Annotated in this window: 23 protein-coding genes and 1 pseudogene; 11 read left to right on the top strand and 13 right to left on the bottom strand. The window is 67.6% G+C overall.

What is annotated here, in order from left to right:
• Positions 1-45: 45 nt before the first annotated feature.
• Entirely contained in the window at positions 46-1794 is a 1749-nt protein-coding gene (locus tag ACFQBT_RS19535) for a pyruvate dehydrogenase (protein WP_377819825.1), read from the bottom strand.
• A gap of 54 nt (positions 1795-1848) precedes the next feature.
• Here ACFQBT_RS19535 and ACFQBT_RS19540 point away from each other — a divergent pair, with 54 nt between their 5' ends.
• The 7 genes from ACFQBT_RS19540 (at position 1849) to ACFQBT_RS19570 (ending at position 8153) form a co-directional block, all read left to right on the top strand.
• A complete protein-coding gene (locus ACFQBT_RS19540) occupies positions 1849-2508 on the top strand; it encodes a response regulator (protein ID WP_377819826.1) in 660 nt (219 codons plus the stop codon).
• A gap of 65 nt (positions 2509-2573) precedes the next feature.
• On the top strand, positions 2574-3485 hold the full coding sequence (locus tag ACFQBT_RS19545) for an ABC transporter ATP-binding protein (RefSeq protein ID WP_377819827.1): 912 nt from the start codon (positions 2574-2576) through the stop codon (positions 3483-3485).
• The gene (locus ACFQBT_RS19550) at positions 3482-4663 is read left to right on the top strand and encodes an ABC transporter permease (protein WP_377819829.1); all 1182 of its coding nucleotides are present in this window, start codon (positions 3482-3484) and stop codon (positions 4661-4663) included. The genes ACFQBT_RS19545 and ACFQBT_RS19550 overlap by 4 nt, the downstream gene beginning before the upstream one ends.
• A 91-nt stretch (positions 4664-4754) precedes the next feature.
• The gene (locus ACFQBT_RS19555) at positions 4755-5816 is read left to right on the top strand and encodes a hypothetical protein (RefSeq protein WP_377819830.1); all 1062 of its coding nucleotides are present in this window, start codon (positions 4755-4757) and stop codon (positions 5814-5816) included.
• Between the two features lie 42 nt (positions 5817-5858).
• On the top strand, positions 5859-6650 hold the full coding sequence (locus tag ACFQBT_RS19560; protein ID WP_377819831.1) for an HAD family hydrolase: 792 nt from the start codon (positions 5859-5861) through the stop codon (positions 6648-6650).
• Positions 6647-7456, top strand: coding sequence for a TrmH family RNA methyltransferase (locus tag ACFQBT_RS19565; protein ID WP_377819832.1), 810 nt, complete (start codon positions 6647-6649; stop codon positions 7454-7456). The genes ACFQBT_RS19560 and ACFQBT_RS19565 overlap by 4 nt, the downstream gene beginning before the upstream one ends.
• A 43-nt stretch (positions 7457-7499) precedes the next feature.
• Positions 7500-8153: a VOC family protein gene (locus ACFQBT_RS19570; RefSeq protein ID WP_377819833.1), complete on the top strand. Its 654-nt coding sequence runs from the start codon at positions 7500-7502 to the stop codon at positions 8151-8153.
• A 12-nt stretch (positions 8154-8165) separates the two neighbouring features.
• Here ACFQBT_RS19570 and ACFQBT_RS19575 read toward each other — a convergent pair whose 3' ends face one another.
• From ACFQBT_RS19575 to ACFQBT_RS19590, 4 genes are read right to left on the bottom strand one after another with little or no spacing between them, the layout of a single operon-like run.
• A complete protein-coding gene (locus ACFQBT_RS19575; RefSeq protein ID WP_377819834.1) occupies positions 8166-8384 on the bottom strand; it encodes a heavy-metal-associated domain-containing protein in 219 nt (72 codons plus the stop codon).
• Between the two features lie 10 nt (positions 8385-8394).
• On the bottom strand, positions 8395-8676 hold the full coding sequence (locus ACFQBT_RS19580; protein ID WP_377819835.1) for a metal-sensitive transcriptional regulator: 282 nt from the start codon (positions 8674-8676) through the stop codon (positions 8395-8397).
• A 37-nt stretch (positions 8677-8713) separates the two neighbouring features.
• Positions 8714-10129: an adenylosuccinate lyase gene (gene purB / locus ACFQBT_RS19585; protein WP_377819836.1), complete on the bottom strand. Its 1416-nt coding sequence runs from the start codon at positions 10127-10129 to the stop codon at positions 8714-8716.
• A 44-nt stretch (positions 10130-10173) separates the two neighbouring features.
• Entirely contained in the window at positions 10174-10947 is a 774-nt protein-coding gene (locus tag ACFQBT_RS19590) for a VOC family protein (RefSeq protein ID WP_377819837.1), read from the bottom strand.
• A gap of 105 nt (positions 10948-11052) precedes the next feature.
• On the opposite strand from ACFQBT_RS19590, the pseudogene adhP reads away from it, so the two are divergent.
• Positions 11053-12071 (top strand): annotated as a pseudogene (adhP, locus tag ACFQBT_RS19595) (alcohol dehydrogenase AdhP).
• Between the two features lie 99 nt (positions 12072-12170).
• On the opposite strand, the gene galK reads toward adhP, so the two are convergent.
• Genes galK through ACFQBT_RS19610 form a run of 3 tightly spaced genes read right to left on the bottom strand, consistent with a single transcriptional unit; the run spans position 12171 to position 15199 of the window.
• Positions 12171-13343 (bottom strand): galactokinase, encoded by a 1173-nt coding sequence (gene galK / locus ACFQBT_RS19600; protein WP_377819838.1) that lies wholly within the window; start codon positions 13341-13343, stop codon positions 12171-12173.
• Positions 13340-14437, bottom strand: a complete 1098-nt coding sequence (gene galT / locus ACFQBT_RS19605; RefSeq protein ID WP_377819839.1) for a galactose-1-phosphate uridylyltransferase — start codon at positions 14435-14437, stop codon at positions 13340-13342. The genes galK and galT overlap by 4 nt, the downstream gene beginning before the upstream one ends.
• A 6-nt stretch (positions 14438-14443) precedes the next feature.
• Positions 14444-15199 carry a DUF4282 domain-containing protein gene (locus ACFQBT_RS19610; protein WP_377819840.1) on the bottom strand — a complete coding sequence of 252 codons (756 nt, stop codon included), beginning with the start codon at positions 15197-15199 and terminating at the stop codon, positions 14444-14446.
• 180 nt (positions 15200-15379) lie between these two features.
• Between ACFQBT_RS19610 and ACFQBT_RS19615 the strand changes: the two genes are divergently transcribed.
• The 3 genes from ACFQBT_RS19615 to ACFQBT_RS19625 are packed head-to-tail and all read left to right on the top strand — an operon-like array spanning position 15380 to position 19278.
• Positions 15380-15958 (top strand): TetR/AcrR family transcriptional regulator, encoded by a 579-nt coding sequence (locus ACFQBT_RS19615; RefSeq protein WP_377819841.1) that lies wholly within the window; start codon positions 15380-15382, stop codon positions 15956-15958.
• Positions 15959-15982: 24 nt separating this feature from the next.
• Complete coding sequence (locus ACFQBT_RS19620; RefSeq protein ID WP_377819842.1) at positions 15983-18313, top strand: MMPL family transporter; 2331 nt, start codon at positions 15983-15985, stop codon at positions 18311-18313.
• A 50-nt stretch (positions 18314-18363) separates the two neighbouring features.
• Entirely contained in the window at positions 18364-19278 is a 915-nt protein-coding gene (locus ACFQBT_RS19625) for a M56 family metallopeptidase (protein ID WP_377819843.1), read from the top strand.
• Positions 19279-19281: 3 nt separating this feature from the next.
• On the opposite strand, the gene ACFQBT_RS19630 is transcribed toward ACFQBT_RS19625, so the two are convergent.
• Genes ACFQBT_RS19630 through ACFQBT_RS19650 form a run of 5 tightly spaced genes read right to left on the bottom strand, consistent with a single transcriptional unit; the run spans position 19282 to position 24107 of the window.
• Entirely contained in the window at positions 19282-20058 is a 777-nt protein-coding gene (locus tag ACFQBT_RS19630) for a hypothetical protein (protein ID WP_377819844.1), read from the bottom strand.
• 26 nt (positions 20059-20084) lie between these two features.
• The gene (locus ACFQBT_RS19635; protein WP_377819845.1) at positions 20085-20876 is read right to left on the bottom strand and encodes a hypothetical protein; all 792 of its coding nucleotides are present in this window, start codon (positions 20874-20876) and stop codon (positions 20085-20087) included.
• Positions 20873-22327 (bottom strand): glycoside hydrolase family 3 protein, encoded by a 1455-nt coding sequence (locus ACFQBT_RS19640; protein ID WP_377819846.1) that lies wholly within the window; start codon positions 22325-22327, stop codon positions 20873-20875. Before ACFQBT_RS19640 ends, ACFQBT_RS19635 begins: the two co-directional genes overlap by 4 nt.
• Positions 22327-23154: a carbohydrate ABC transporter permease gene (locus ACFQBT_RS19645; protein ID WP_377819847.1), complete on the bottom strand. Its 828-nt coding sequence runs from the start codon at positions 23152-23154 to the stop codon at positions 22327-22329. Before ACFQBT_RS19645 ends, ACFQBT_RS19640 begins: the two co-directional genes overlap by 1 nt.
• Positions 23151-24107 carry a carbohydrate ABC transporter permease gene (locus ACFQBT_RS19650; RefSeq protein ID WP_377819849.1) on the bottom strand — a complete coding sequence of 319 codons (957 nt, stop codon included), beginning with the start codon at positions 24105-24107 and terminating at the stop codon, positions 23151-23153. The genes ACFQBT_RS19645 and ACFQBT_RS19650 overlap by 4 nt, the downstream gene beginning before the upstream one ends.
• Between the last annotated feature and the right edge of the window lie 262 nt (positions 24108-24369).

The following is a 24369-nucleotide window of genomic DNA, read 5'->3' on the forward strand; positions in this document are numbered from 1 at the left end:
CAGCGATCACTGCCGTTTCGTCTGGCCGGCCGTCGAGGCAAGTCCTCAGCCGCGCGGGATGTTGCGCAGGTTGGACCGTGCCATCGCCACGGCCTCCCCGGCGCCGCCGTTGAGCACGATCTTGCTCATGGCCGTCGCGAAGCCGAAGACCTGGTCGGAGGTGATCTTGGGCGGGATGGACAACGCGCGCGGATCGGTGACGATGTCCACCAACGACGGACCGTCCGAGGCAAGTGATTCCCCGAACGCGCCCTCCAACTGCCGCGGGTCGGTGACCCGGATCGAATGCCAGCCCATTGCCGCCGCGATATCGGCGAAATTGACTGAGGGAGTGTCGGTTCCGTAGTCAGGCATGGCATCGACGAGCATCTCGAGCTTGACCATGCCGAGCGTGGCGTTGTTGAACACCATGACCTTGATCGGCAGGTCGTACATCCGGGCGGTCAGCATGTCGCCCAGCAGCATCGACAGCCCGCCGTCGCCGCAGACCGCCACCACCTGACGGTTCGGGAAGGCGAACTGCGCGCCCAGCGCCTGCGGAAGGGCATTGGCCATCGACCCGTGCAGGAAGGACCCGATCAACCGGCGCGTTCCCAACGGCTCGATGTAGCGGGCCGTCCACACGTTGCACATACCGGTGTCCGCGGTGAAGATCGCGTCCGGCGCCGCCACCTTGTCCAGGATCGACGCGGCGTACTCAGGGTGGATCGGGACTCGGGTCTCGACGTTCTTCGTATACGCACCAACGGCTTTGCTCATCAGCCGCTCGTGCTTCTTGAGTGTCTTGGCCAGGAACTTCTGGTCCTTCTTCGGCTCGACCAACTCCTCCAGCGCCAGCAACGTGGGCAGCACATCGCCGTGGACCGGCAGGTCCACCCCGGTCCGGCGCCCGATGATCGCGGCCCGCCGGTCGACCTGAGCGGTGCGCACATCGGGCAGGAACTGGTCGTAGGGGAAGTCGGTCCCCAGCAGGAGCAACAGGTCGGCGTCCTCGATCCCGGCGGCTGCCGCGCCGTACCCGAGCAGACCGGTCATCCCCACGTCATAGGGGTTGTCCCACTGGATCTGGTCCTTGCCGCGCAGGCTGTGCCCGATGGGCGCACCGATCTTCTCGGCGAGCGCAATCACCTGATCGTGCGCCTCACCGGTGCCGTAGCCGGCAAAGATCGCCACCCGCGACGCGGCGTTGATCGCCTCGGCCAACTGCTGCACCACGGTCGGCGCGGGCATCAGGTGGCCGTGCTCGATCGGCACGTACGCCGGTGCCTCACCCTGCGCGTCCAGCGACGCCAGATCGCCGGGCAGCGTCACCACCGCCACGCCGCCATCGCCGAGCGCGTGCGAGATAGCCGCGTGCACGACCCGCGGGGACTGCTGCGGGGTGCTGATCAACTCGCTGTAGACACTGCATTCGTTGAAGAGCCGGTCGGGGTGGGTCTCCTGGAAGTAGGACTGCCCGATCTGGACGCTCGGGATGTGACTGGCGATCGCCAGGACGGGCGCCCCGGTGCGGTTCGCGTCGTACAGGCCATTGATCAGGTGCAGGTTGCCCGGGCCGCAGGAGCCCGCGCACACGGCCAGTTCACCGGTCAACTGGGCATCGGCGGAGGCGGCGAACGCCGCTGCCTCTTCGTGCCGGACATGGACCCAGTCGATCCCGCCCTTGGCGCTGCCCCCGGTCTCCCGCACCGCGTCCACGATGGGATTCAGGCTGTCGCCCACGATCCCGTAGATCCGGCGCACCCCGGCGTCCTGCAGTTGTCCGACAAGTTGCTGGGCGAGTTTCACGAGCATGCGTCCTCTCGGTCGGCGGGTAGTCCCACGCTAGCCGCTGGATATGGTCGAGCCATGTCCGAGGCACCCTTGCGCATCCTGGTCGTCGATGATCAGGCCCTGGTCCGCAGCGGTTTCGCGATGATGCTGTCGGTCGAGCCCGACATCGAGGTCGTCGGTGAAGCGGCCGACGGTGCCCAATCCGTCGAGGCGACAGCCCGATTGGCGCCGGACGTTGTCCTGATGGACGTCGAGATGCCCCGGTGCAACGGCATCGACGCGTGTCGCAGCATCGTGTCGGCCGGCACCGCGAAGGTGCTTTTGCTGACGACGTTCGATCGTGACGATTATCTCTTCGAAGGCCTGGCCGCGGGAGCCAGCGGCTTCCTGTTGAAGAACACCAGCCCCGAGGAGTTGGCCGACGCGATCCGCACCGTCGGCCGTGGTTACGCCCTGCTGGCGCCCGAGGTGACCCGCCGGGTGATCGAGCGCAGTACGGCGACCCCCACCCCGGAGCCGGACCGCGCTCTGGAGCAACTCACCCCGCGTGAGCTCGAGGTGCTCACCCTCGTCGGCAAGGGTCTGTCCAATGCGGAGATAGCGCAGCACCTGGTGTTGGGCGAAAGCACCGTCAAAACCCACCTGTCGAGCGTCCTGGCCAAGTTGCAGTTACGCGACCGGGTGCAGGCCGTCGTACGCGCTTACGAAAGCGGCCTCGTCCTGCCGGGGGAGTAGCGGCAGGTCGATCTCCGCCCGCGGGTGGATCCGCGGGCCCGGTCGTCGGCCATAGCGTCGCAAGCATGTTGGAACTACGAGACGTCACTCGACGGTTCGGTGACCACCTGGCCGTCGACCGGGTCGGTTTCACCGTGCCGGACGGGGCGATGACCGGCTTCGTCGGCGGTAACGGCGCCGGCAAGACGACCACGATGCGGATGATCATGGGCGTTCTGGCCCAACACGGTGGACAGATCGATTGGCAGGATCGGGCCATCACCACCGCCGACCGTCGCGGCTTCGGCTACATGCCCGAGGAGCGCGGCCTCTACCCCAAGCAGCCGATCCTGGACCAGTTGATCTACCTGGCCCGGCTGCGCGGCCTGAGCGCGCAGGATGCAGCCACCCGCTCGACCGAGTTGCTGGAGCGGTTCGACCTCGGCGAGCGGACCGGCGACAAACTGGAATCGCTGTCCCTCGGTAATCAGCAGCGGGTCCAGATCATCGCCGCGTTGGTAGCCGATCCCACCATGCTGGTGCTGGACGAACCCTTCTCCGGCCTGGACCCCGCGGCGGTCGACTCGATGGCGGCGCTGCTGCGCGAGTTCACCGGACGCGGTGTGCCGGTGTTGTTCTCTTCCCACCAACTGGATCTGGTCGAGCGGCTCTGCGACCGGCTGGTCATCCTCTCCCGCGGCCGGGTCGTGGCCGAGGGAACCGCTGACGATCTGCGCGCCACGGAGGCGGTCCGCCACCGTTTGGTCCTGGGCGGCGACGCCGGATGGCTGCGCGATCAGGGCGTGCACGTCGTCGACATCGAAGGCAATACCGCTGTCGTGCAGTTCGATTCGCCGGAGCAGTCGGACGCAGTACTGCGCGAGGCGATGGCCCGGGGCTCGGTGCAGGAGTTCGGGCCGATCCGGCCCAGCCTGGCCGACATCTATCGCGAAGTGACCGCAGGAACAGCTCACAGCCAGCAGGAGGTGCCGGCATGAAGACCAACCAGTTGTGGCGGATCGTGGCCGCCCGGGAGATGTCGGTCAAGCTGAAGGATCGCAACTTCATCGTCTCGACCGTGGTGGTGCTGGCATTGATCCTGGGCACCCTGGCGGTCCAGGGTTACCTGGCCAGCCGGCCCCAGACCACCAACGTCGCAGTGCTCAGTTCGAGCGCGACGACCGTGACCCAGCAGGCGGAAAAGGCCGCTCACGAGGCCGGTTCGGACAAGGTGACCTTCAAGACCTCGACGTACGCCGATCAAGCGGCGGCCGAGCGTGCCGTGACTGACGGCAAGGCGGATGTGGCGCTCCTTCCCACCAGTGACGGCGGCTGGCGACTGGTCGGCAAGTCCAGCAAGGACAGTGCCGCGCAGACGTGGATCCCGCAAGCGGTCCAGCAGGATGCGTTGCAACGTAACGCGGCCGCCGCCGGGGTCTCCCTGGACCAGTTGGCCAAGGGCAGCACCGTCAGGTACGACTTGTTGCAATCGGGCGATGACCAGCAGAGCACCGGCAAGATCATCGGGCTGGTCTTCGGATTCCTGTTCTACATCGCGGCGCTGCTGTTCGGGATGTCGATCGCCAGCAGCGTCATCGAGGAGAAGCAGAACCGGATCGTCGAAATCCTGGCCAGCGCGATTCCGTTGCGGCAGCTGCTGATCGGCAAGGTGGTCGGCAACACGGTCCTGGCCCTGGCCCAGGTCGCGATCTTCGCGCTGGCCGGCATCATCGGCCTCGTCGCGACCGGTCGTCGTGACCTTTTGTCGCAGGTGTCGAGCGGCATCTTCTGGTTCGTCCTGTTCTTCGTGGTGGGATTCGTGACCTTCGCCGCAGTGTGGGCGGTGGCTGGGGCACTCGCGACCCGCAACGAGGACCTGCAATCCACGTCGACTCCGTTGACGATGCTCGTGGTCATCGTCTTCATCGTCGGGATCACCGGTAAGGGGCTGTTCCTGACCATCGCGTCCTACGTGCCGCTCTTCTCGACGATCGCAATGCCCGTGCGGGTGGTGTCGGGGGACGCCGCATGGTGGGAACCGGTGGTCGCGTTGCTGATCGGGCTGGCCGCGGCGTACTACATCGTGCGCATCGCGGAGCGGTTGTACCGGCGGTCGCTGCTGCAGACCGGCCACCGGCTCAGCTACCGGGAGGCCCTTGCCCTCACCGACGACTGAGTATTCCCGACATGGTGCGGCGCCTCCTTTCCTCATAGATTGAGGGCAGGAGTGCGCCGCACGGCGCCATCGCACGAACGCGGAGACCGTCATGACCGACCAGCAGCCCGACCCCCAGCAGCCGGATCCCCAGCAGGCGCAAGCGCCCCAGGCACCGCCCCCCGCCTCGCCGTACGGCAGCCCGTCGTCGGACTCCGCCGATGTCACCCAGGCAACGCCGGTCACCCCGCCGACCCAGGAGACCCCCGTCAGCAGCCCGTACGGCGCGCCCTCCTACCAGCCCCCGGGTTACCAATCGCCGCAGAGCCAGTCGGCGCCGCAGCAGCAGCCCTACGGTCAGGCGCCGCAGCAGTACGCACCCCAGCAGCCGGCGTACGGCGATGCGCAGCAGTACGCCCAACCCCCGCAGTCCGGCCAGCCGCAGCAGTACGGCCAGCCGCAGCAGTACGGCCAGCCCGAGCAGTACGCGCAGCCGCAGCAGTACGGCCAGCCCCAGCAGTACGGCCAGCCCCAGCAGTACGGCCAGCCCCAGCAATACGGCCAGCCCCAGCAGTACGGCCAGCCGTACGGCGCACCGGCCTACGGCGCGACCGGTTACGGGCAATCCACGGCCACCAAGGCGCCGGTCAGCTCGTTGGCGCGCCTGGGCGCCATCGGTGCCGCGGTCGGATCGCTGCTGGCCATCCTGGGCTCCTTCCTCAACTGGCTCACCGCCACCCTGAACATCCCGCTGTTGGCGCAGGGTGACATCGGTGTCACAGCCAATGGCGTGGGGGCGGTCGGTGTGACGTTGCCGAACAACTCGGAGATCCTTCGCGAGTTCGCGGACAACGTCACGTCGAGCGGAGGCATCACGACCGGGTGGATCGTGATCGTCATCGCGGTCGTGGTCCTGGTGTTGGCCGTGCTGGCCCTGCTGGGCAGGTTGCCGTTGCCGGGTGCGATCGCCGCCATCGCCGGCGGATTGATCATCATGGGGCTCGCCATCTTCCGGATCGCCCAGATCTCGCACTTCATCGACACCGACGAGCTGAAGAACTCCGGTGTGGCGCTGACCGTGACGTACAAGCCGGGGGTCGGCCTATGGGTCACCCTGGTCGCCGGCATCCTGATGGCCGCCGCCGGGGTGCTCGGCCTGTTGCGACGCAACTGATACCTACGCTGCCGCCGGGTCCACGCCCCGTACAGTGAGCGCGTGACCCGGAAGCTCGTGGCCCTGGACGTCGACGGCACGTTGCTGCACTTCGACGGGACGATGTCGGATGCGGTACGGCACGCCGTACGCGCCGTCGTCGACGCGGGCCATCACGTCGTCATCGCAACGGGCCGGTCCGTCATCGCGGCCACCCCGATCGCCGAGCACATCGGTCTGACCGACGGCTATGTCGTGTGCTCCAACGGGGCCGTGACGATCACGCTCGACCCGGCCGCGCCGGCCGGTTATCACGTGATCGAGACGGTCACCTTCGACCCCGGCCCGGTGCTGGGCAAGCTGCGGGACGCGTGGCCGGATGCGACCGTCGCCGTCGAGGTGCTGGGCGAGGGTTTCCTGCTCAGCGCACCGTTCCCCGAGGGGGAGCTCAACGGAGTGCAGAAGGTCGTCTCCTGGGAGGAGTTGGAGCAACACCCCACGACGCGCCTGACCTTCCGTTCCTCCAGCGGCACCGCGGAGGACTTCCTGGAACTGGCCGAGCGGCTCGGTCTGCACGAGGTCAACTACGCGGTCGGGTTCTCGGCGTGGATGGACATCAACCCCGAGGGCGTCTCGAAGGCCTCCGCCCTGGAGCAGGTACGCCGATCCCTGGGCGTCGAACCCTGCGACACCGTCGCGGTCGGAGACCACCGCAACGACCTGGAAATGCTGGAGTGGGCCGCGCGCGGGGTGGCGATGGGCCAGGCCCCGGACGAGGTGAAGGCCGTCGCCGACGAGGTCACCGGGACCATCGAGCAGGACGGTGCGGCCACCGTCCTGCGCTCGCTGTTGTGAGCCTGCACATCACGTCCGCGGCCAACCCGCGACTCAAAGCCCTCGCGACGCTGCGTCGCCGTCGCGGTCGCGAGCAGACCGGGCAAACCCTGGTCGAGGGGTACGACGAGCTGGGCCTGGCCCTGTCCGCCGGGGTGTGCCCGCAGACGCTGTTCCTCTGCCCGGACCTGATGGCGGATCCGGCGGGCCAGCAGGACGTCGTCGACACGGCCACGGCCGCGGGCGCCGAGGTCATCACCCTCAGTCGCGCTGCGTTCGAGAAGGTGGCCTATCGCGAGGGAGCGGACGGTTTCCTGGCTGTCGTCCCTGCTGTCCTGGCGCGCCCCGAGGACCTGGAACTACCGGCGCAGCCGTTACTTCTCGTGGCCGAGGCGGTCGAGAAGCCCGGCAATCTCGGTGCGATGCTGCGGACCGCCGACGCGGCGGGCGTCGATGCGTTCGTGGCTGCCGATCCGGTGACCGACTGGGGCAATCCGAATGTCGTGCGGGCCTCGAAAGGGACCGTCTTCTCCGTGCCGGTCGCCGCGGCCCCGACCACGGCGACGCTGCAGTGGTTGTCCGCACACGGCGTACGTCTGGTGGCCACTACCCCCGACACGGACACGCTGCATACGGACGTGGACCTGACCGGTCCGGTCGCGATCGCGGTGGGCACCGAGAAGACCGGGCTGACCGAAGAGGTGCTGGACGCGGCCGACGTGAAGGTCCGAATCCCCATGTCCGGCATAGTGAATTCGCTCAATGTGGCGACGTCGGCGGCGATCGTTATCTACGAAGCGGTCCGGCAGCGACGAAGCGGAGGCTGACCCCCGATTCGGTGTGGGCGATCACAGGTGGCACCATCTGAACATGCGAGTCGATCACGTTGTCTACGCAGCAGAGCCCGATGGTTTGATCGCGACGGCCAAGCGCCTCGGCGATGAGCTCGGCACCGAACCGGTCGATGGCGGTGTGCACCCCCGCTTCGGCACGCGCAACTCGATCATCCCGCTACTCGACGGCCGGTTCCTGGAGGTTGTGGAGGTCCTCGACCACCCCGCCTCGGACAAGGCGCCCTTCGGTCAGGCGGTCCGTGCCCGCTCCATCGGTGGTGGCGGTTGGATGGCGTGGGTCGTCGGCGTCGACGACATCGCGATCGCGGAGGGCTTGGTCGGCCGTACCTCCGCTCCGGGTCTGCGGCACCGCCCCGACGGGATCGAGCTCACCTGGAAGCAGTTGGGCGTGAAGGGCTTGACCAACGACGCGCAGGTGCCGTTCTTCATCCAGTGGGGCGACGGTGTCCCGCACCCGTCGACCGACGGCCCCGCCCACGCGTCGCTCAAAGGCATGGCGATCGCGGGCTCTCCGGACCGGGTTCGCGAATGGCTGGGCCTCACCGGTGAGCCGGGGGTGGACCGTGAGGACTGGGAGCCGGAGATCGTGTTCGACTTCGCGGCGCCGAAGGGCACCCCAGGTCTGATGTCGATCACCTTCGCGACGCCGAACGGCGACGTCACGATCTGAGGTCCTCGGACCTCAGTCCCCGGTGACCACCTGGTAGCCGGCCTCGTCGACGGCCGCGGCGATCAGCTCGGGGTCGACCAGATCCTCGCTGAGGATGGTGACCGGCGAGTCGCCGCCGCTGATCAGCTCGATGTGGACATCGCTGACCCCGTCGAGCGCGGTCAACTCCTCGGTGACCGCACGCACGCAGTGCTCGCACGTCATGCCCGACACCTTCACCTGCTGTTGCATTGCGTCTCCTTCAGCTTCGCACCAGCCGCGCGATGGCGGCTGAGGCTTCTTCGACCTTGGCCTGCGCGGCCTCGTCGGACTCGCGGGCGGCACCAACGACGCAGTGCCCGATGTGATCCTCCAGCAGGCCCAGGCTGACCGACTGCAACGCTTTGGTGATCGCGCTGATCTGGGTCAGGACGTCGATGCAGTAGGTGTCCTCATCGACCATGCGCTGCACGCCCCGCACCTGTCCCTCGATGCGACGCAGCCGCTTGAGGTAGTCGTCTTTGCTCCCGGTGTACCCAGCCATAGCTCAAGCCTACACTGATACCCCCTCGGGGTATACGTCAGTGGATGTCGAGGTAGGCGACCAGGTTGGGCGCCAGACCGACGTACGTCGCGGGAGTCATCGTCAGGAACCGCTCCTCGACCTCACCCGGCAGGCCGAGCCCCTTGACGAACTCGCGCAGATCCTCGCCGTTGATCCGGCGGCCGCGGGTGAGTTCCTTGAGCCGTTCGTAGGGCTGCTCCATCCCGGGCACGCCCTGGGCGCCGAGCGCGCGCATGGCCGACTGGATCGGCTCGGCGAGCACCTCCCAGTTCGCCTCGAGATCGGCCAGCATCGCATCCGGTACGGCGTCCAGACCGGCCAGCCCGCGGCTCACGTTGTCCATCGCCAGGACCGAGTGCCCGTACGCCGTGCCGACGTTGCGCTGCATCGAGGAGTCGGTCAGGTCGCGCTGCAGGCGCGACTGGACCAGCGTCGCCGAGAGGACGTCCAGCAACGCGTTGCTGACCTCGAGGTTGGCCTCGGCGTTCTCGAAGCGGATCGGGTTGACCTTGTGCGGCATGGTCGAGGAACCCACGGTGCCCTGGCCGCGGACCTGCGCGAAATAACCCATCGAGATGTAGGTCCACATGTCGGTGCACAGGTTGTGCAGGATCCGGTTGAAGCGGGCGATGTCGGAGTAGAGCTCGGCCTGCCAGTCGTGGCTCTCGATCTGGGTGGTCAGCGGGTTCCAGGTCAGGCCCAGGCCTTGGACGAAGGACTTGGAGATGCCCACCCAATCGGCGCCGGGCACCGCTTCGACATGCGCGCCGTACGTCCCCGTGGCCCCGTTGAGCTTGCCCAGGTACTCGGCGTCCTTGACCCGGCGCAGTTGGCGACCCAAGCGATGGGCCAGCACAGCCAACTCCTTGCCCATGGTCGTCGGCGTCGCCGGCTGGCCGTGGGTGTGCGCCAGCAAGGGGGTCTCGGCCAGATCCCGGGCCATGGTCGTGACTTGGTCCACCAATGCGGTGGCCTTCGGCAGCCAGACCTGTTGTGTCGCGCCCTGCACCATCAGCGCATAGGACAGGTTGTTGATGTCCTCGCTGGTGCAGCAGAAGTGGATCAATTCCGACAACCCGGCCGCGTCCGCGTCGCCCACGATCGCCGGCAGCCGACGCTTGAGGTAGTACTCGACCGCCTTCACGTCATGCACGGTTTCCCGTTCGATCTCGGCCAGCTCGGCGATGTCGTCGGCCCCGAAGTGATCGACGATGGCGCGCAGGTGGTCCTGCTCTGCGCCGGTCAGTTCGCGGACCCCGGGGACGACGTGCTCGCTGGTCAGGTGGATCAGCCACTCGATCTCGACGTGCACCCGCTGCCGGTTGAGGGCCGCCTCCGACAGGTGATCGACCAGCGGCGCCACGGCGGCGCGGTAGCGGCCGTCGAGGGCACCGAGGGCGATGGGCGGGGTGATGTCGGCCAGCGAATGCATGCCCCGATTCTCCCGTGCCCGCCCATCGCGGGGCAAAACGCGGGCTACAGGGTGAAATTGGTCGTCGGCTCCACGAGGTTGAACAACTCACCGCCCAGGCCCTGGATGGTCGCCTCCGGCCCGGCGACGGTGTCGAGCGTCATGATGATTTCTCCATCGAGCTCCTGGGCGATCTGGGCCGAGGCGTCACGCGATGCGACGTTGAAGTGCACCAGCCAGCCGACCGGTACGTCCTGCGGCGCCTGGTGCAGACCGCCGACGACCTGACCGTCCTTCTCGATGAAGAAGTAGCCGTCGGCGTCTGCTTCGCGGTAGGTGTAGCCGAAGACTGCTGCGTAGAACTCCTGGGCGGCGGTGCCGTCGTGGGTCAGCAGATCCGACCAGCCCACCGAGCCCGGCTCGTCGATGAGTTCGAAACCGTGGTGTTCCTTGCCCTGCCACACGCCGAAGACGCCGCCCTGCGGGTCCACGCACACGCTCATCGTGCCGAGGTTGCCCACATCCATGGGTTCCACGATGACCTGGCCGCCGTACTGCCGGACCGCGGCCGTCGTCGCCGCGGCGTCGTCGCTGGCCAGGTAGAGCAGCCACACGCTCGGCTGCTGGGGATCCATCTTCGGGGCCAGGCCGGCCACGGCGGCGTCGTTCTTGAAGCACATCCGATAGCCGCCGTACTGCTCGTCGCCCTCTTCGACCCGCCAGCCGAACAGTTCGCCGTAGAACGTCGCCGCGTGATGCAAGCGGCGATGCTCGGTGTCGAAGCTGATGTCGATCCAGCAGGGATAGCCGGCGGGCCAGTTCGTGTCGCGCGTGGTCATGCCCTGAGCGTACGGCGCTCGCGAAACCCCGATGCAACCTTGCGGCCAGTAGCGTTGAAGTCCGGCTCCGCAACGGGGCGGAGCCAGCGACGTCAGGAGATGCTGATGAGCACGATGAAGGCTGCGTACGTCACGGAGTTGGGTGACCGACTCACCGTCGGGGAGTACGACAAGCCCGCCCCCGGGCCCGGAGAGCTGCTCGTGAAGCTGGTTGCCTCCGGCGTCTGTCACACGGATTTGCATGCGGCGCAGGGAGATTGGCCGGTCAAACCAAGCCCGCCGTTCGTGCCCGGGCATGAAGGCGTCGGCGAGGTGGAGGCCGTCGGTGAGGGAGTCGAAGGCTTCAAGGTCGGCGACCTGGTCGGCAACGCGTGGCTGTGGTCGGCGTGCGGGCACTGCGAATACTGCCGCAGCGGCTGGGAGACCCTTTGCGAGCAGCAGAAGAACGGCGGCTACTCCGTCGATGGTTCCTTCGGTGAATACATGCTGGTGGACGCGACGTACGCCCCGCGGATCCCAGCCGGCTCGGACCCGTACGAGGTGGCGCCGGTGCTGTGCGCGGGCGTCACCGTGTACAAAGCGCTGAAGGAGACCGAGGTGCGGCCCGGGCAGTGGGTCGTCATCTCCGGGATCGGCGGTCTGGGGCACGTTGCGGTGCAGTACGCCAAGGCCATGGGCATGCGAGTCGCCGCGGTGGACATCGCCGACGACAAATTGGACCTGGCCAAGGAACACGGCGCCGAGGTCATGGTGAACGCGGCGACCGAAGACCCCATCGGTGCGATCCAGGCCCAGACCGGCGGAGCCCATGGAGTATTGGTGACCGCGGTGCACTCGGAGGCGTTCGGGCAGGCCATCGGAATGGCACGGCGCGGCGGCACCATCGTCTTCGTCGGGTTGCCCCCGGTGACTTCCCGGCGCCCATCTTCGACATCGTGCTGAAGCGCCTCACGGTCCGTGGGTCGATCGTGGGCACGCGCCAGGACATGATCGAGGCGCTGGACTTCTACTCCCGCGGCCTGATCCATCCGACGATCTCCACCCGGTCCCTGGAGGAGATCAACGACATCTTCGATGAGATGAAGGACGGTGCCATCGAGGGTCGCGTGGTCATCCGCTACTGAACGGCGGGGCGGTCACCTACTCGGCCGTCGTCACTGTCTCGGTCGCGTGCGCCCACGCCGTCCGCGGCAGTGCAGATTTCCGAGTTTCTGACGGCGGGATCAACTGATCCGGCGAGCACCGTCGGACGGCACGGCGACGAACGAAGCCGGTTCGTTGAAGTTCTCGGCCGTCGCGGCCGCCACGCACGCCTCGGCGACCGTCTCGGCCGCGTCCTGGTCGACCAGGGCGATCACGCACCCGCCGAAGCCACCGCCGGTCTGTCGGGCGCCATAAGCCCCTGCGCGCACAGCGGTTTCGGCGATCAGGTCGGTCACCGGCACGGTGATCTCGAAGTCGTCGCGCATCGAGAGGTGCGACTGGTTGAGCAACGGTCCGATCATCCGCGGGTCGGAGCCGTCGGTCAGCAACGCGGCGACCTGCTCGACACGGGCACTGTCGGTGATCACGTGCCGGGCGCGACGTAGCAACAGATCGGGCAGACCGTCCAGATCGGCCACGGTGGCGTCGCGCAGCGCCGGGACGCCCAACGCCGCGGCGGCCTCCTGGCAGGATCGCCGCCGCTCGGCGTACTCCCCGCTGACCAGAGCATGCGGCGCACGGCTGTCGATCACCAGCAGCGCCAGGCCGTGCGCGGACAGGTCGAACGGGATCTGGGTGATCTCGACCGATCGGGTGTCGATCTGCATCGCGTGCCCGGATCTCCCGCAGACAGAAGCCAACTGGTCCATCAACCCGGTGGGTGCACCGGCGATGTGGTTCTCGGCGTCCCGACCGAGGTCGGCGACCTCGGTGTCCGTCAGACTCCAACCTGCCAGATCGACCCAGGCACGCGCCGTACCGCAGGACAACGCCGCCGAGGACGAAAGCCCCGCTCCCGTGGGCACGTTGGAGGTGACGGCGATGTCCAGGCCGGGTACGTCGAATCCCCGTTGCGCGGCCGCCCAACCCACTCCGGCGGCGTAGGAGGCCCACCCCACCGACTCTCCGTCGTGCAGTTCACCGAGGTGGACGCTCGCGGACGGATCGGGTACGTCGGGGGAGTCGGTGTGCAGCCGCACGGTGTCGTCGTCACGACGGCGCGCCGCGACCCAGGTGCCTTCCGCCAGGGCGATCGGAAGCACGAATCCGCCGTTGTAGTCGGTGTGTTCGCCCATGATGTTCACCCGGCCGGGTGCGAACCACACCCCGTCCGGTGCCGCGTCGAACCGGTCGCGGAAGGTGGCCTCCAGATCATCGACCGAGCGGGGCGCTGGCGTCCGGACCGCGCTCATGCCAGGTCCCGGAGGCGCGCGGCCAGCGGCTCGGCCAGGATGTCGGCGATGAAGGCACCCTGCCCGGATTCGGAGCCGGCGAGGTACTTCAGCTTGTCCGGCCCGCGCCGGATCGAGGTGAGCTCCAGGTGCAGCCATGCCTCGTCGCGCAGTGCGGTCGTGTCGGGATTGTCCGGATCGGGCGCCGGCGCTTGCTGCCAGCCGGCGATATAGGGCAGCCGCGAGTCGTACATGCGGTCGAAGCGGCCCAGGATGTCCAGGTAGATGAGGGTGAACGCGTCGCGTTGCGCCTCGTCGAGTTCGCTCAGGTCGTGCACTCGCCGCAGCGGGTAGAGATGCACCTCCACCGGCCAGCGGGCCGCGAACGGCACGAACGCGAGCCATTCCTCGTTGCTCGCCACGGTCCGCGGCCCCGCCTGTTCGAACGCGATGAGATCGCCGAAGAGGTTCCGCCCGTGGGCTTGACGGTGGGCGGCGGCGTGCATCAACTCGGTGTACGCCCGGGGCGGAATGAACGGGTAGCCGTAGATCTGCCCGTGCGGGTGCTGCAGGGTCACCCCGATCTCGATACCCCTGTTCTCGAACGGGAAGACGTGCTTCACGACCTCGAGTTCATTGAGGTACGTCGTGCGGTCGGCCCACGCGTCCACCACCAGCCGTGCCTGGGCCGGGGTGAGCGCAGCGAAGGTGGAATTGTGATCGCTGGTGAAGCACAGGACTTCGCAGCGACCGGTCGCGGGACGGATCTGCTCGAACCCGTCGTTCTCGGTTATCACGCCCTCGATCTGCGTGGCGAAAGATGGAAAACGGTTCTCGAAGGCTACGACCTGGTACTCGGGCGAGGGGACCTCGGTCATCCGGCCATCGCGCGACGGGCACAGCGGGCACTGATCGGCCGGTGGCATGTAGGTGCGGTTCTGCCGCGCCGACGAGACGGCGATCCATTCACCGGTCAGCGGGTCATGCCGCATCTGCGACATGACGACCGACGGCTCCAAGGGCCGGCGATCGACCGACGGCACCCGGTGGGTGCCGTCGGCGTCGTACCAGATGATCTGTCGGCCGTCGGCCAGCAGCGCCTCGGTGCGCTCCACGGCGGCTTACTTGCTACTCGAGTCCTTGTCGCGACCGGCGATCTTGGCGATATTCAGCGCCACCTCGAGCAGGATCCGCACGGAGATGATGAAGAACAACAACCAGATGATGTCGGCGATGGTGTGGAACGTCGCCGAACCGCCACCCATGTTGCTGTAGCCGTTGGTGGAACCCCAGTAGTAGGTCAGGTTGCTGAGCAGGTTGAGCACCGCCCACACGATGGCGCCGAGGAAGACGATGCTGGCCAGCCTGCCGGTCAGCGACTTCTTGAACTGCAGGTCCGAGAACAGCGCGCCCAGACCGTCACCGGCGCCCTTGGCGACTTTGCCGGCATCGTTGGCGAACTGGCCGCCCACCGCTGCCGCCTGTTGACCGAAGCCCGGACCGCTCGGCTGCTGCGCCTGCTGCGGAGCGCCCTGCTGGGGGTACCCCTGCTGCGGATACCCCTGCTGGGGGTAGCCCTGACGCGGCGCGCCCTGGGGAGCGCCCTGCTGGGGATAGCCCTGTGTCGGCTGCTGGTACTGCGAGGGGCGCGGTTGACCGGGCGCCGGTTGGCCGGTTGCGGGCTGCTGCGCGGCGGCGGGCTGGGGAGCCTGCTGGTGGGTAGGGGCTTGGTACGGCGCCTGCGGCTGACCGCCGGCGGGGGTGCCGTGCGTGGTGGTCGGTTGGGTGTGCTCCGGACCGGGGTAGGACTGACCGAGACTGCCCGGCTGGGCGGGCTGCTGGGGGTCCGGGGTGTTAGGGGTATCGGAGTCGGTCATGGTCGTCTTCCTCGAAGAATCGCGTCGGGAGTGCTTCTTGTTCTCAACCTAGCCGAGGCCGCCCACACCCTCGGGTTACGCGCCGAGGGGTACGCGGCGGTCTGCCGCGCACCCGGGTGAGGCGCGGATCACACCGACCCGAATTGCACTTTGAGGCATCAAAATGCAAACGTTTTGTTCATGTCCACCCTGACGCGCCGAGACCAGACGGCACGGCGCATCACCTTCTGCGCCCAGAGTCTGGCCGTCCAGCAGGGTTACGACCACTTCACCCTCGACGAACTGGCCGAGCAGGCCGGGGTGTCCCGGCGCACGCTGTTCAACTACTTCCCGGGCAAGCTCGATGCCGTCCTCGGCGCCCGTCCCGGCCTGCCCACCGAGGCCGTCGAGAGGTTCGTGGCCGGTGGCCCGCAGGGTGAGATTCTCGGCGATCTCGGCGAACTGGTCTGCGCGCTGCTGACCGTGTGGGGACCACTCACCCGCGAGCAGTGGGCCACCATGCGAGATTGCCTCATCGCCAATCCGAGGGTGTTCAACGCGGCGATCGAACGCTTTGATGACATCGCCAAGACCATGACCGAGTTGGTCGAGCAACGCTCCGGGTTGCCGCGCGAAGAGGCGTGCGTCGCGCTGAGTGTGATCAAAGGGGTCTTCGGGAGCGCCCTGGACCAATTCGTCGAGCGCCCCGACGACCGAAGCCTCGACACCATCGTCCGTGACCACCTGCGGGTGGCCCGGTCCCTACTTTCCATCCGCTGAACCGCACTCACCGAACGAGGAACCATGGCGACTCTGCTCTACAAGCTCGGCCACGCGGCGTACCGCAAGTGGTATTACTTCCTGGCCGCCTGGATCGTGGCGCTGGTCGGGTTCGGCGCCCTGGCGGGAGCGGTTAAGCAGCCCTATCAGGACACCTTCTCCATCCCCGGCATCCCGTCGCTGCAAGCGCAGACGATGCAGCAGAAGCTCTTCCCGGGCACCGGGAACGCCGAGGACCAGGCATCGGTCACGGTCGTCGTCGCTGCGCCGAAGGGTCACACCCTGAAGGAGCCCACGTACTCCAATGCCGTGAACGACCTGATCGCGCAGTTGAAGAAGGTCCCGCAGATGCCGGCGGACGCCAAGACGCTGGTCAACCCGGTGCAGGCCTCGGCGGCGCAGTACCAGATGGCGGTGCAGGCCGCGGTCAAGCAGGGACAGCCGCAGGCGGTCGCCGAGGCCAACGCCAAGGCGCTGCTACCGCTGTCCGCCGACGGCCGGATCGGCACGATGACCTTCGACTTCGACGTCGCCAAGGTGACCGATGTGAAGCCGGCCAGCCAGGATGCGGTGCTGGACGCACTGGCCGACGCGCGCAAGAGCGGTCTGCAGGCCGAGGTCAACGGCAGCGGCATGCAGAGTTTCGATGTCGAGGGTGGCTCGGGAGAGCTGCTCGGTGTCGCGGTCGCGGCGCTGGTCCTGTTGATCACCTTCGGCTCCCTGGTCGCCGCCGGCCTGCCGATCCTGTCGGCCTTCGTCGGCGTCGGCGCAGGGACCATCGGGGTGATGATCGCCAGCAAGTTCACGACTATCAGCACCACGACTCCGATCCTGGCCACGATGATCGGTCTGGCGGTCGGGATCGACTACACCCTGTTCATCCTGTCCCGGTACCGCTCGGAACTGCGGAACACCGACGACCGCGCCCACGCGGCCGGTCTGGCGGTCGGAAAGGCCGGCTCCGCGGTGGTCTTCGCGGGCCTGACCGTATTGATCGCACTTGCCGCGCTGGCCGTCGTCGGCATCCCGTTCCTGACCACGATGGGTATGGCGGCTGCGGGCACCGTGTTCTTCGCGGTGCTGGTTGCCCTGACCCTGTTGCCGGCGATCCTCGGCATGTTGAAGTCGCATGCGTTCGGTGGCTCGTTCCGCACCCCGCACCGCGAACTCGACTCCGACGGCAAAGTCATCAACAACGGTGTCCGCTGGGCACGCTTCATCGGGAAGCGACCGGCCGTCATCGGCGGCATCATCACGCTGGTGCTGATCGTGCTGGCGGTGCCGGCCAAGGATCTGCACCTGGCGCTGCCGACCGACTCGACGGCGGCAACCAATACCACCCAGCGCAAGGCCGCCGACCTCATCACCGAGGGCTTCGGCCCCGGCCGGGCCGCGCCCCTGATCACCGTGGTCGACGCCACCGGGATCCAGGACCCCAAGGAGCGCCTCGCGGCGTTCGGCGGGGTCACCGAGTGGGCCGCGAAACAGGGTGACGTGGCCAACGCCCAGGTGATCGCGGTCAACCAGGACTCCACGGGTGCGCAGATCCTGATCACGCCCAAGTCGGGTCCTGACGACGAGGCGACGACGACGTTGCTGCAGAACCTGCGCGACGGTCAGGCAGGTATCGAATCCCAGACCAAGACCACGGTCGGCGTCACCGGGGTCACCGCCATCCAGACCGACGTCTCCGACGCCTTGACCTCGGCGTTGCCGAAGTACCTGGCGATCGTGGTCGGCCTGGCCTTCATCCTGCTGATGATGGTGTTCCGCTCCATCCTGGTCCCGCTCACCGCCACGATCGGCTTCCTGCTGTCGGTCCTCGCGACGTTCGGTGCGACGGTGATGATCTTCCAGAAGGGCGCCTTCGGGATCTTCTCCGGCGAACCGATCGTCAGCTTCCTGCCGATCATCCTGATCGGGATCGTCTTCGGCCTGGCGATGGACTATCAGGTGTTCTTGGTCAGCCGGATGCGAGAAGCCCACGTGCACGGGGCCGACGCCCATGAGTCCGTCGTCGACGGCTTCCGGCACGGTGCCCGCGTCGTGACGGCCGCGGCCTGCATCATGATCTCGGTGTTCGCGGCGTTCATGCTGCAAGGTCAGCAGTTCATCGTCTCGATGGGCTTCGCGCTCGCGGCCGCCGTCTTCTTCGACGCCTTCCTGGTCCGCATGACCCTGATCCCGGCGGCGATGTTCCTCATGGGGGAGAAGGCCTGGTGGCTGCCGAAGTGGCTGGACAAGATCCTGCCGGCGGTGGACGTCGAGGGCGAGAAGCTGCAGGCCATCAGCGGCGACTCCTCGCAGCACACGCCCAAGCACGCCGCCCACGAGGAAGCACCCGACCCGGTCTGATCGCCTGCGAACCGGCGCCGGCAGCCCTCCGATTGCGAGACAATGGAGGGGTGCCGGCGCTGATTCTTCTGTTCATCGCGGCGGCATGCGTGCTCACGACCCATGTGCTGCCGCGGTGGCGCGGTCAGGTGCGCGCGCCGGGTTCCAGCCTGTTCCTGTGGCAGGCGGTTTCGGTCGCCGCGATCCTGGCCGGCGTCCTGCTCGCCCCCGTGGCCGTGCTCGGCGTCGTCCGTGACGGCCCCGACCTACCGAATCCCGCTGCCCACCTGCCGTTGGTGCTGGTGGCCGTCGTCATCTCCGGTGTCCTGTGCGGTCGCCTGGCCGTCCGGGGCCATCGAGTGGGTACGGCGTTGCGGACCTCCCGGCGCCAACATCGCGAACTCGTCGACCTGCTCGCGGTGGATCCCGGCGGCGAGCCGCTACCCGACGTACGTCGATGGCGCGCCCTGGGCAGCCCGCCGCACTCCCTGCGCGTGCTCGCGCTCGAGACGCCGACGGCGTATTGCGTCCCCGGCCTCAGTGGCCGTGTGGTGGTCAGCGACGCGGTCGGCGAGCGGTTGGGACCGGTCGGCCTGCAGGCGGTCCTGGCGCACGAGGTGGCCCACCTACGGCAGCGGCACGACCTGATCCTGGAGTTCTTCACGGTGCTGCACACCGCCGTACCCACCGCGTTGCGCAGTGATCACGGGCTGAGTCGCGGCCGCTTGCTGGTGGAGATCCTCGCCGACCGCGGCGCCGAACAGGTTGTGGGTCGCACGCCGGTGGCCCGCGCGATCGTGTTGCTGGCGGATGCACCGCATCCCGCCGGGGCGATGGGTACCGGCGGCGCCCCGGCCGTCGCGCGTCTCGAGCGGTTGGCCGATACTCGTTCCTACACTGCCCAGACGGTGATCGTGAGCCTGGTCAGCGCGGTGCTGATCGCGCTGCCGCTGGCGGTCACCGCCTGGGCGCTGGCGGGGTACTGACCCTCACCCCTGGATGGCCCCCGCCGGTGCGGTGGCCGGGGCAACAGCGTTCCACCGGTCGAAGACGTACCTCTCGGTCTTGCCGCCCTCGGTGTGCTCGGCGCGCATCAGATGTCCCGAGCCGTCGGCGGCGATGATCCCCGTGGTCTGGCTGTCGGCGATCCGCCAAGCCGGCACACCGTTCTCGGAAACGGTGGTCAGTTTCATCTTCGTGGTCTTGGCGTCGCTGAAGTCGCTTTCCATCTCATCGAAGAGGCTCTTGAGGGTCAGATCGCTGAAGCTCTGGGCGGCGGTCGAGGGAACCACCACCCATTTACCGGCGTAGGTCGAGCCCTTGGTGTTGCCCGAGGACTTGTAGTACGCGGCGTCCCCGTTCACGTATTCCTTGCCGTCGACCACGACGAACTGCACCACACCGCCGTCGGTGGCGGAGCTGTTGGAGATCGAGCCGCGCTGGTTCTTGCCGTCGACGGTTCCGGCCAGCTCGATCTTGATCGTGTCCTTGCCATCGAGATCCTCGGCGACCACGTGCGCGCTCTTGACCTGCGCGAAGCCGGCGTTCATCTGGCGCACGGCACCCTGCACGGTGGGAGTTGCCGCGGCGGCGCTGGTGGTCGACGTCGGGCTGGCGGAGGAGGTGGAGCTTCCGGTCGTCGTACTCGCACCGGCGGAGTTGCTGCCGGTCGTGCTGACCGTGGTGGTGCCGCCGCAGGCGGCCAGCGCAAGGGCCAGGCCAGCAGCAGCGACGGACAGGGTGGTTCGGGTGACGTGACGGGTCATCCGGTCATGGTAGGTGCTGGTCGCGCTCAGGTCGTCACCGCATTCGACGGGGCATCGACCGTGGGTGCCGAGTCCCACTGGTCGAACGTGTAGGCCTGGGTGTTCAGCAGGCCCTTGTTGGATGCGCGCAGCAGCCGGCCGCTGCCGTCGGCAGCCACCAGGATCGTGGTCTGGGCGTTGGCTGCCTGCCAGATCTTCTTCCCGTCGCGGCTCGACTCGGTGACGGTCAGGCCGCGGCTCTCACTCCTGGACAGGTTGGAGTTCAGGTCGCTGAAGATGGTTCGCAACGTGAAGTCCCGGGTGGTCGATGCGGCACTGGCTGCCGGGATCGACAACCAGCGTCCGGCGACTTGCTTGGCCCGGGAGCTCGGCACCCCGGAGTATCGGTAGTACGCCTCGTTGCCGTTCACGTAGACGCGCGCGTCGACCGTGCGGATCTCCGCCTTGACGTTGTCCTTGTTGATGGTGAGCACGGTGCGTTGGTTGCTGCCGTCCACGGTGCCGGAGACGTCCAGCGTCCGCGTTTCGTCGTTCTTGGTGTATGTCGCGACCAGGTGAGCGCTCTTGGCGGTGGTGAAGTTCGCGGCGATCTGGCGGGTGAGGTCCTCGGCGGTGGGCAAGCCGCCGGTACTCGACGCGCTGCTACCGGGGGTGGTGCTTTGTGTCGGGCTTGCTGAAGGCGTAGGGCTGGCTGGAGGCGTCGAGCTGGTGGCGCCCGAGGGCAGCGTCAGATGGATCGATGACGCACAACCGGTCAGGCTCAGCGCCAACGCGCACGAAGCGGCGATTCGGGCAAGACGAGGTCGTGCGATGCTCACCTGTCTGATCGTAGGTGCGACCCGGGACGCAATGCCTCCGCAAGAGCGTCGGTCAGGACGCGGGCCTGCCCCCAGGTGCACACCACGGCCGGGTGTCGCAGGGCGGCGGGGGTGGGCCAGCCCAGCTCGACGGCGATCGCTTCCGGATTCTGCTCCAGGCAATGGGCCAGCCACGCCCAGACCCGAGGATCACTGCTGGCCCGGCGCCCGACGATCACCGCTGGTCCGCTCGGCGGCACAGTCTGATCGAGCGCATCGACGGCGACGTCGGTACTCGAGCCGAGGGCCAATTGACCCCAGACCGTCTCTCCGACAGCGGGGTTCGTGCCGCTGGTGATGCGGAGGACCGTGACCGGGCCGGGCGCAAGGTGGGGCGCGTCGGACACGACCCGGTCGGCGACGGCTCGTGCTCGAGCGCGTCCGGTGGCGATGGTGGCCGGATCGGGCATGGCCGCGCCGGTCCATCGCTGCCGCAGTGCGCCGACGCGCTGCGCTGCGTCGAGCAGCCGGTTGGCCGCGAGACTGCCGTCACGGACCGCGGCTTCGATGGCCTGCACGCACTCGAGCAGTACCGTCGGCGTCGGTCCGAGAAGCGGGCCCAGGCACAGTAGATCCGCTCCGGCGACGAGGGATTCGACGGCAGCGGCCGGGATTCCGCGACCCTGGCTGGCACCGGCCATATCGAGCGCGTCGGTGACGATGACCCCGTCGTAGCCCAGTTCGTCGCGCAGCAGCTCGGTGAGGACCCGGTGGCTCAGGGTCGCGGGGCGGCCGGGATCGAGGGCCTGCAACACAACGTGCGAGGTCATGATGGCCGGCGCTTGTGACGCGATGGCCATCCGGAACGGCAGGAGCTCGCGCTCGCGCAGGGTTGCCGCGTCGGCTGTCACCGTGGGCAGTGACACGTGGGAGTCGGTCGCGGTGTCGCCGTGGCCGGGGAAGTGTTTGAGACAGCCGGCGACACCCGCGTCGGCGAGGCCGGTGAGATAGGCCACCGTGTGCCGCCCGACCAGCTCCGCGTCCGCACCGAAGCTGCGGGTGCCGATCACCGGGTTGCGCCAGTTGCTGTTGACATCGGCCACCGGCGCGAGGTTGAACCACACTCCCGCATCGCGCAATTCGGTACCGACGGCGGCGGCGACCACGCGCGTGGCGTCCTCGTCGTCGACCCGACCGAGGGCGGCGTTGCCCGGGTAGGGGCTACCGTCGAGAGCGTGCAGCCGGGTGACGTCCCCGCCCTCCTCGTCCAAGGTGAGTACGGCGTCCGGAGCCAGGGCGCGTACCTCGCGTCCCAGCGCCGCGAGTGAGGATCCTTCGGCGATGTTGTTGCCGTAGAGGCAGATTCCGCCGAGCCCGGCCTCGTAGGCGGCGGGTAGCCAAGCCGGGATCGAGGTGCCGTCGAACGCGGCGAGCAGGACGCCGTACGCCGCGCGTTTGATGTCGGCGCTCATCAACCCTTCACCGCACCCGACACCAGGCCCGAGGCCATCTTGTTCTGCACGATCATGAAGAACACGATCACCGGCACCGCGACCAGGGTCGCCCCTGCCATGACGGCCGGCCAGTCGACGGCCTGGTTGGACACGCTGGACAGTCCGCGCAGCCACAGCGGCAGGGTCCGGTTGTTGGGGTCCATCACCACGACGGCCAGGGTGTATTCGTTCCAGGCCTGCAGGAATCCGTAGACGCTGCAGGCGACCAGGCCCGGCGCGAGCAGCGGGAAGGTCACCCGGAAGAACGCGCCGATGCGGCTGCACCCGTCGACCATCGCGGCTTCCTCGAGCTCCAGCGGCACGCCATCGACGAATCCGCGCAGCATCCAGATGGTGAAGGGCAGGATCATCGCGGTGTAGAGCAGCGCCAGGCCGAAGGCGGTGTTGTAGAGGTTCCAGTCGGCCAGCATCTTGTACTGGGAGATGAACAACGCCTCCGGCGGGATCATCTGCACGGCGAGCACGATCAGGATGAAGGAGATGCGGCCCCGGAAGCGGAACCGGGAGATCGCCACCGCGGCGATGAAGGCGCAGATCACCGCTGCGACGATCGCCATGAGGGTCACGATCAGCGACAGTTTCAGCGAGGCCAGGAAGTCCGCACCGAAAACCCTGCTGTAGGCGGAGAAGTCGAAGCTGGGGAAGAAGGCCGGCGTCGTGCCGCGCAGCTTCTCGATCGGTTGCAGCGAGCTGTTGACGATCCAGTAGACCGGGAAGACCCACAGGACCGCGAGCAGGATGGCGACGGTGTTCCAGCCGCGGGTGCGCATTGCCTTGGATTTCATGCCTGAGCCTCCTTCAGCAACGAGCGGATGTAACCCGAGCTGATGATCAGCGTCATCAACAGCACCAGCAGGGCCAACGCCGAGGCGACGCCGTAGTTGCTGTTACCGACGCCGAGTTGGTAGATGAACGTGCCGAGCAGGTTGGTCTCACTGACGGTTCCGCCGACGCCCTGCAAGTAGTTGATCTGGGCGAAAACCCTCAGGTCCCAAACGATCTGGAGCAGAACCACGATCGAGATCACCGGTCGGATGGTGGGGTAGATGATGTAGCGGAGTCGTTGCAGACCGCTGGCTCCATCGAGCGCGGAGGCCTCCAGCATCTCGTCGGAGACCTGGGTGAGGGCCGCGTAGAGGGTGAACACCACGAAGGGCACGCTCATCCAGACCACGATCACGGTGGCCACGAAGAAGAAGGACAGCGGATTGATCAGCCAGTTGTGCTGGTCGAAACCGGAGAACCCCAGGTGAACCAGTGTCCAGTTGATGACGCCGTAGGAGGTGTCAAAGAGCCACTGCCACACGGTCATTGCTGCGATGACGGGCATCGCCCAAGCCAGCAGGAGGCAAACCTGCAGGATGATCCGCGGCACGGTCGAGATGCGGGTCATCAGCAGTGCGATGGCGGTCGCGATGAGCATCGTGACGATGACATTGACGGCGCAGAAGGCCAGGGACCGGATGACCACGGCCCATACGTCGGGATCGGTGAAGACGGCCTTGAAGTTGTCGACCCCGTTAAAGGTGGCCGGCTGTCCGAACTGTTGGGCGCGGCCGTAGTGCTGGAACGCCATGATGCACTGGCGCACTAGCGGGATGCCCAGTCCGATGGCCAGCACGACGATGGCGGGAAGCAGTAACAACCAGGGACCCAGTGACCGACTGACCCATTGGCGCCGTACCTTCTTGGGCTGTTGGCCCGTCACGGTCACGGGTTCGTTGATGAGGATCGTCATGTCCTGGCCTGGTCGATTCGATTGCTGGGCAGAAAGATTGGTGTACGTCGGGAGCCCGGCTTGGCGGGGTCGCCGACTCCCGACGTAGTTGGGTGGCTCTGCGAGCCCGGTGGATCAGGAGCTGGCGTTCAGCGCCGTTCTTCCAGTTCGGCATCAGGTCGCCTTGGCGGTGCTGGCCACGCGCGAAAGCGCCGCTCGCGATCTTGCCGAAGAACCGCCTCCATGGCCACGTTGGAGGATCTCGATGCCGGCCCAGTTGGGC

Source organism: Branchiibius cervicis (genome assembly GCF_042661605.1).
In the GTDB taxonomy this organism is placed as follows: Bacteria; Actinomycetota; Actinomycetes; order Actinomycetales; family Dermatophilaceae; genus Branchiibius; species Branchiibius cervicis.